The organism is uncultured Pluralibacter sp. (genome assembly GCF_913775985.1).
Lineage (GTDB): Bacteria > Pseudomonadota > Gammaproteobacteria > Enterobacterales > Enterobacteriaceae > Pluralibacter.
On the sequence record NZ_CAJYMB010000096.1, the window covers coordinates 303,376 to 309,375 of the forward strand.

The window sequence follows — 6,000 nt, forward strand, 5'->3', positions numbered from 1 at the left end:
CCTCGGGCTCAGGCGTTTGACCAGCTCTGTATACTTTCTTCTTCTTTCAGATCGCCGTGAAAAACTGCATACGATTTTTTTAGTATCGGATCGGTATAGCGCGGCAGTTCCTTGAATATTCCCTTATTCATTGCTTCATATAGCACCGCGTGCTGAGTCACCGGCGTAAAGGTGTCCTTAACGCGCACCATATTGCCGATGGCAGCGTCATATGATGGATACAGGCCCAGGCCTACCGCAACATTGATAGCGGCACCGAGGCTGGCGCAGCTATTGATGGCATTTCGACGCACCGGCAGGTTGAAGACATCAGCGAAGATCTGCATAAACAGGTCGCTGTTGGAGCCGCCGCCGGTGACAATCAGCTGCCGGGCTGCATGACCGCGCTCTTCGCACATATTGTCGTAATTATTCTTCAGGGTCAGGGCAATGCTTTCAAGAATAGCTCTGTACATCCATGCGTAATCCATCGTGGCGTTGAAGCCGATAAAGATCCCGCGTTTGTAGGGCTCCCAGGGGTTGGTCAGCCAGTCCAGAACCGCCATTAGCCCGTCGCACCCCGGTGGCACCTCGGATGCTTTCTGATTGAGAAAATCCTCCGGCGACACGCCAGCTGCTGCGGCCTGTTTCAGCAGCGACTCACCGAGCATGTCCCGCAGCCAGCTAACCGTCCACATTCCTTTGCGAATGCCGTAGCCCTCGTACAGCAGCGTGTCCGGCATTGAGGACATTATGGGCCAGTAGTGCAGCGGATCTTTCGGTAGCGTTTTACCGTTCATCATTAGCGCAATGTAGGTGCCGAGAGAGATAACCACAGTTTCATCGTCCAGCAGCCCTGCACCCAGTGCTTCAACTGGTTTATCACTGGTGGTGCATACTAGCGGCAGGCCGGAGGGAAATCCTGTGGCCCTCGCCGCTTGTTCGGTGATTTTGCCAAGTACTGTACCGGGCATCTGTACGTCAAACAGCATAGTTTGGGGGATCTGGAATTTGCGTATCACCTCAGGATCGTGGCTCCAGCTCCAGGTTCTGTAGTCCACGGGCCATTGGCCAAAATAGTTGGCAATATTGTCTTTAAATTCGCCGGTCAGGCGATGGGTCAGATAGCCAGAGAACGAGGTTACCCGGGCTACATCAGGATTGGTGTGCTCATAAGGACGGGTAACGCGGGCGTCCTGCCAGCTAATAAGCTGTGCGGCCGGCGTACCGTCGGCCTTGAGCAGCGCGCGACAGCAGCGAATAGAGCCCAGTCCAATACCGACGATATCATCAACATTGCCGGTAAACTGACGCATCAAATCCTTGCCGGCTCGGCACAGCGAGTCCCACAAATCGTCATCCGGATGTTCTACCGTATCTGCATCCGGGGTGTACATCGGCTGCAGCGCGCCTTTACCCTCGCAAATAACAGCACCATGCAGGTCGTACATGACAACTTTGGTGCTCTGACTGCCGCCATCAATTCCAATGATGTATTTTTTGGCCATTGCCATTCTCCTGTAAAGCCAATAAGTAACGTCGTATTACGCGCCGGAAATTTGGGCGTCCGTGCGGGCGCGGGGCATATTGGCACCGCGGATTTTTCTGGATAGTAAAAAGGTGAACACCATCACCATGAACATGGCGGCAAGTCCCATTAGCCACATATTGCGATAGGCTTCAGCAGCGGGCAGGGTATCCTGCCAGTGTCCGACAACGGGGTACACAAAGACATCTGGCAGAAAACCAATTACCGAGCAGATCCCCACCGTGGTGCCCATTATGAAGGTGGGCGTCTTTGCCTCGCCGGGACAGGCAAAATAGAGGCCGCGCGATGCATAACAGGTGAAGCCCAGCAGCAGAATCAGACCAATTCCCAGTGCCACTGACTGCGGGTGTCGGTTGGTCGCCAGCAGTGCAATAAGCGCAATAGCACCAATCACGGACAGAACCTGAATTGCGCGGGTAGGGGATTTTAATCTGCTGTAGGTGGTGATAATTCCTCCGAGCGGACCACACATGGCGCGAAATATTTTATTGATCACAATTCCCATGTAGCTGGCGGCCACCAGCGACATGCCATACATTTCCGTCAAATAATTGGTGGAATAGCTAAGAATGGCGTAAATCGTATAGACGCCGAAAATAATCATGCTGCAGTACCATGTGGTGCTGATACGCAGTACTGACAGGATATCGCTGAGCTGAAAGGCTTTTGGTTGAGTACCTTGAGGATCGTTCGCGACATTGCCGTCACTGACGAAAAACCAGCACAGGATCCCCAGCAAAATATAGACACCGCTGTAAATGAGGATCACCGTTTTCAGGCTGTTAGGATCGTCCGGGGTAAAACGTGAAAAGGCCCACATGGTAAATACCGCCAGCGACATCACGCCCACGCCGCGCAGCCCTTCCATCCAGCCCATAATCTTGCCCTGCTCGGTACTGTCGCCGAGCATCGAGGCTGCTTTGATTGATACCGACCACAGCATCAGTATGGTGGTAATCGCGAAAGCTACCTGAATGGCAAGCATCACCCACAGCGGAGGATAGGTTGCCATCAGCAGCCCGAGCAGGCCTGTAATGATCATTGCCGACGTAATCATTTTTCGATGTGAGAATTTGTCGGCAATAACCCCGCTGGGCGCATATAAAATAATCGCCGTAATGCCGAATGTGCTCATTATTAATCCAATTTCGGTATTACTAAAGCCCATAAATTTGGCCATGGGGATTTGATAGATATAACGTAAATAAGCTAAGTCAAAGCTAACGCCTCCACTAAAACTAATAATGGCGAGGGTAATCCAGCGTCGGTATGAGTGTGGTTGCATAGCGTTTCTCGTATTGCGCAGACAAAAAAAAGAGAAAAGTAAGCCACCCTTTTACAGGCAGATTACTTTTCTCATGGTCTCTAGTAATGGCTATAACAAATATCATTTAAGATTAGATTACGATGTGAGAGTTATCACGAATCCAAATTTTCCAGGCGAAAATTATGTGAGATAAAATCCTGTGACTTTCATCACGTTCAGACCTGGCAGGCTGTGCTAAAAATTACATCCAGTTACCAGAGAATATGAGAAAGGTGACTTCCCTCTTGTGGGGGAAGTTGCCTTTCTTTTTTTTTGCCTAAAGGAAGTTGGAGCCAGATATGTCAATCGAATCTCTTAATGCGTTTTCAATGGATTTCTTCTCACTGAAGGGAAAGACCGCTATCGTCACCGGCGGCAACAGTGGCCTTGGCCAGGCCTTTGCGCTGGCTCTGGCAAAAGCGGGCGCAAACCTGTTTATACCAAGCTTCATTCAGGATAACGGCGAAACCCGTGAACTGATTGAGCAACAGGGTGTCGAGGTTGAGTTCATGCAGGTTGATATCACCGCTGAAGGCGCACCGCGAGAAATCATCGCCGCCTGCTGCGCGCGTTTCGGCACCGTGGACATTCTGGTTAACAACGCCGGTATCTGCAAACTTAATAAAGTACTGAATTTTGGTCGCGCAGACTGGGATCCGATGATAAACGTTAACCTCACCGCCGCGTTTGAGTTAAGCCATGAGGCCGCGAAAGTGATGATCCCCCAGCAGAGCGGCAAAATTATAAATATATGTTCGCTATTCTCTTATTTAGGTGGACAGTGGTCGCCGGCTTATTCAGCAACAAAACACGCACTTGCAGGTTTTACTAAAGCTTATTGTGATGAGCTTGGTCAATATAACATTCAGGTTAATGGCATAGCTCCTGGTTATTATGCTACCGAAATTACGACCGCTACCCGCAGTAATCCAGAAACAAATCAGCGCGTTCTTGACCATATTCCAGCAAACCGCTGGGGTGATACCCAGGACTTAATGGGGGCGATGGTCTACCTTGCCAGTCGTGCTTCTAACTATGTTAATGGTCACTTATTAGTCGTTGATGGTGGATATTTAGTCCGATAATTTTCGGACCGTCAGCCTGTAAATATTATTTCAGGTGGTTTCTGCTGCTTACTTATTTTAAATCAGGAAGGAAATACATATGTCTTTATCCCGCGAAGCAATTGTTGAACAGGTCAAAGAGATCGTCGGCCCGGAGCGTGTGATCGTCGATGAGAGCGTGCTGAAAAAGAACAGCGTTGACCGCTTCAGAAAATTTGCTGACATCCACGGTGTTTTCACCCTGCCGCTGCCGGCTGCAGTAGTGAAACTCGGCTCTACGGAGCAGGTGTCGCGCGTGCTGTCCTTCATGAACCAGCACAAGATTAACGGCGTACCGCGCACCGGTGCCTCCGCAACGGAAGGTGGTCTGGAAACGGTAGTTAAAAATTCGCTGGTGCTCGACGGCTCCGGGATGAACAAAATTATCGATATTGATATCGAGAATATGCAGGCAACCGCCCAGTGCGGCGTGCCGCTGGAAGTGCTTGAAAACGCGCTGCGTGCAAAAGGTTATACCACCGGCCATTCGCCGCAGTCGAAGCCTCTGGCGCAGATGGGCGGTCTGGTGGCAACCCGCAGCATCGGGCAATTTTCCACCCTGTACGGTGCGATTGAGGATATGGTCGTTGGTCTGGAGGCCGTACTGCCGGACGGTACCATTACCCGCATTAAGAACGTTCCGCGCCGCGCTGCGGGCCCGGATATTCGCCACATCATTATCGGTAACGAAGGGGCGCTGTGCTACATCACTGAAGTCACGGTTAAAATCTTTAAATATATGCCGGAAAACAACCTGTTCTACGGTTATATCCTCGACGATATGAAGGTCGGCTTCGAGATCCTGCGCGAAGTTATGGTGGAAGGCTATCGCCCTTCCATCGCGCGCCTGTATGACGCTGAAGATGGCACTCAGCACTTTACCCACTTTGCTGATGGCAAATGCGTGCTGATCTTTATGGCAGAAGGCAACCCGCGTATGGCGAAGGCAACAGGAGAAGGAATTGCAGACGTTGTGTCCCGCTATCCGGCGTGCCAGCGCGTAGACAGTAAGTTGATTGAAAACTGGTTCAACAACCTGAACTGGGGCCCGGAAAAAGTCGCGGCAGAGCGCGTGCAGATCCTCAAAACCGGCAATATGGGCTTCACCACGGAAGTCTCCGGCGACTGGAGTTCCATCCATCAAATCTACGAGCGCGTTATTCACCGTATCCGCACCGAGTTCCCGCACGCGGACGATATCACCATGCTCGGCGGCCACTCCTCCCACAGCTACATTAACGGCACTAACATGTACTTCGTGTATGACTACAACGTGGTGGGCTGCAAGCCGGAAGAAGAGATCGATAAGTATCACAATCCGTTGAACAAGATTATCTGCGAGGAGACGATCAACCTCGGTGGTTCTATGGTGCACCACCACGGTATCGGTAAACACCGCGTGCACTGGGCCAAAGCGGAGCACGGTACGGCCTGGGCCCTGCTGGAGGGACTTAAGAAACAGTTCGATCCGAACGGCATTATGAATACCGGAACGATCTATCCAATCGAAAAATAATCAATAAACAATAAGGCTTCCCCGTCCGGGGAAGCCCGTTTTATTTCAAGAAGGGGGGAGCAATGGGCGCGTCACCGGTTCGCATGGACGATCTTCCGCTTACCCGTTTTCACTGCCGTATCGCCGGTCTGACTTTCGGCGCGCATCTGACAGATGGTTACGTGCTGGGGGCTATCGGCTACGCCATGATCCAGCTTCAGCCGCAGATGCAGCTGACCTCAGTTCAGGAAGGATTCATCGGCGGGTCGGCGCTGTTTGGCCTGTTTCTTGGTAGTCTGATCCTGGGGTGGATCTCTGACCGCATTGGCCGCCAGCGTATTTTTACTTTCAGCTTTCTGCTAATTACGCTGGCCTCATTTCTGCAATTTTTTGCTAATACGCCGGAACAGCTGATTTTCCTGCGTATTCTAATCGGTTTCGGTTTGGGCGGTGATTATGCCGTCGGGCACACGCTGCTGGCCGAATTTTCACCTCGCCGCTATCGGGGAATGCTGCTGGGCGCTTTCAGCGTTGTCTGGACGGTCGGCTATGTGCTGGCGAGTGTCGC

5 protein-coding genes are annotated in these 6,000 nt (G+C 51.6%); 3 read left to right on the plus strand and 2 right to left on the minus strand.

The window, feature by feature from the left end:
* Positions 1 to 8: 8 nt before the first annotated feature.
* Positions 9 to 1,487 carry an FGGY-family carbohydrate kinase gene (locus tag QZ766_RS12185; RefSeq protein WP_297202288.1) on the minus strand — a complete coding sequence of 493 codons (1,479 nt, stop codon included), beginning with the start codon at positions 1,485 to 1,487 and terminating at the stop codon, positions 9 to 11.
* A gap of 36 nt (positions 1,488 to 1,523) precedes the next feature.
* The gene (locus QZ766_RS12190; RefSeq protein ID WP_297202290.1) at positions 1,524 to 2,813 is read right to left on the minus strand and encodes an MFS transporter; all 1,290 of its coding nucleotides are present in this window, start codon (positions 2,811 to 2,813) and stop codon (positions 1,524 to 1,526) included.
* 320 nt (positions 2,814 to 3,133) lie between these two features.
* Between QZ766_RS12190 and QZ766_RS12195 the strand changes: the two genes are divergently transcribed.
* From QZ766_RS12195 to QZ766_RS12205, 3 genes are all read left to right on the plus strand, one after another.
* A complete protein-coding gene (locus QZ766_RS12195) occupies positions 3,134 to 3,919 on the plus strand; it encodes an SDR family oxidoreductase (protein ID WP_297202293.1) in 786 nt (261 codons plus the stop codon).
* Between the two features lie 79 nt (positions 3,920 to 3,998).
* The gene (locus QZ766_RS12200; protein ID WP_297202296.1) at positions 3,999 to 5,453 is read left to right on the plus strand and encodes an FAD-binding oxidoreductase; all 1,455 of its coding nucleotides are present in this window, start codon (positions 3,999 to 4,001) and stop codon (positions 5,451 to 5,453) included.
* A gap of 62 nt (positions 5,454 to 5,515) precedes the next feature.
* Positions 5,516 to 6,000: MFS transporter (locus QZ766_RS12205; RefSeq protein WP_297202299.1), on the plus strand; the 485-nt coding region annotated here is incomplete at its 3' end.

What these genes read in the sequence shown, in the direction of transcription:
- QZ766_RS12190 (WP_297202290.1), bottom strand. Translation starts at nt 2,813, where the DNA reads ATGCAACCACACTCATACCGACGCTGGATTACCCTCGCCATTATTAGT.
- QZ766_RS12185 (WP_297202288.1), bottom strand. Translation starts at nt 1,487, where the DNA reads ATGGCCAAAAAATACATCATTGGAATTGATGGCGGCAGTCAGAGCACC.
- QZ766_RS12195 (WP_297202293.1), top strand. Translation starts at nt 3,134, where the DNA reads ATGTCAATCGAATCTCTTAATGCGTTTTCAATGGATTTCTTCTCACTG.
- QZ766_RS12200 (WP_297202296.1), top strand. Translation starts at nt 3,999, where the DNA reads ATGTCTTTATCCCGCGAAGCAATTGTTGAACAGGTCAAAGAGATCGTC.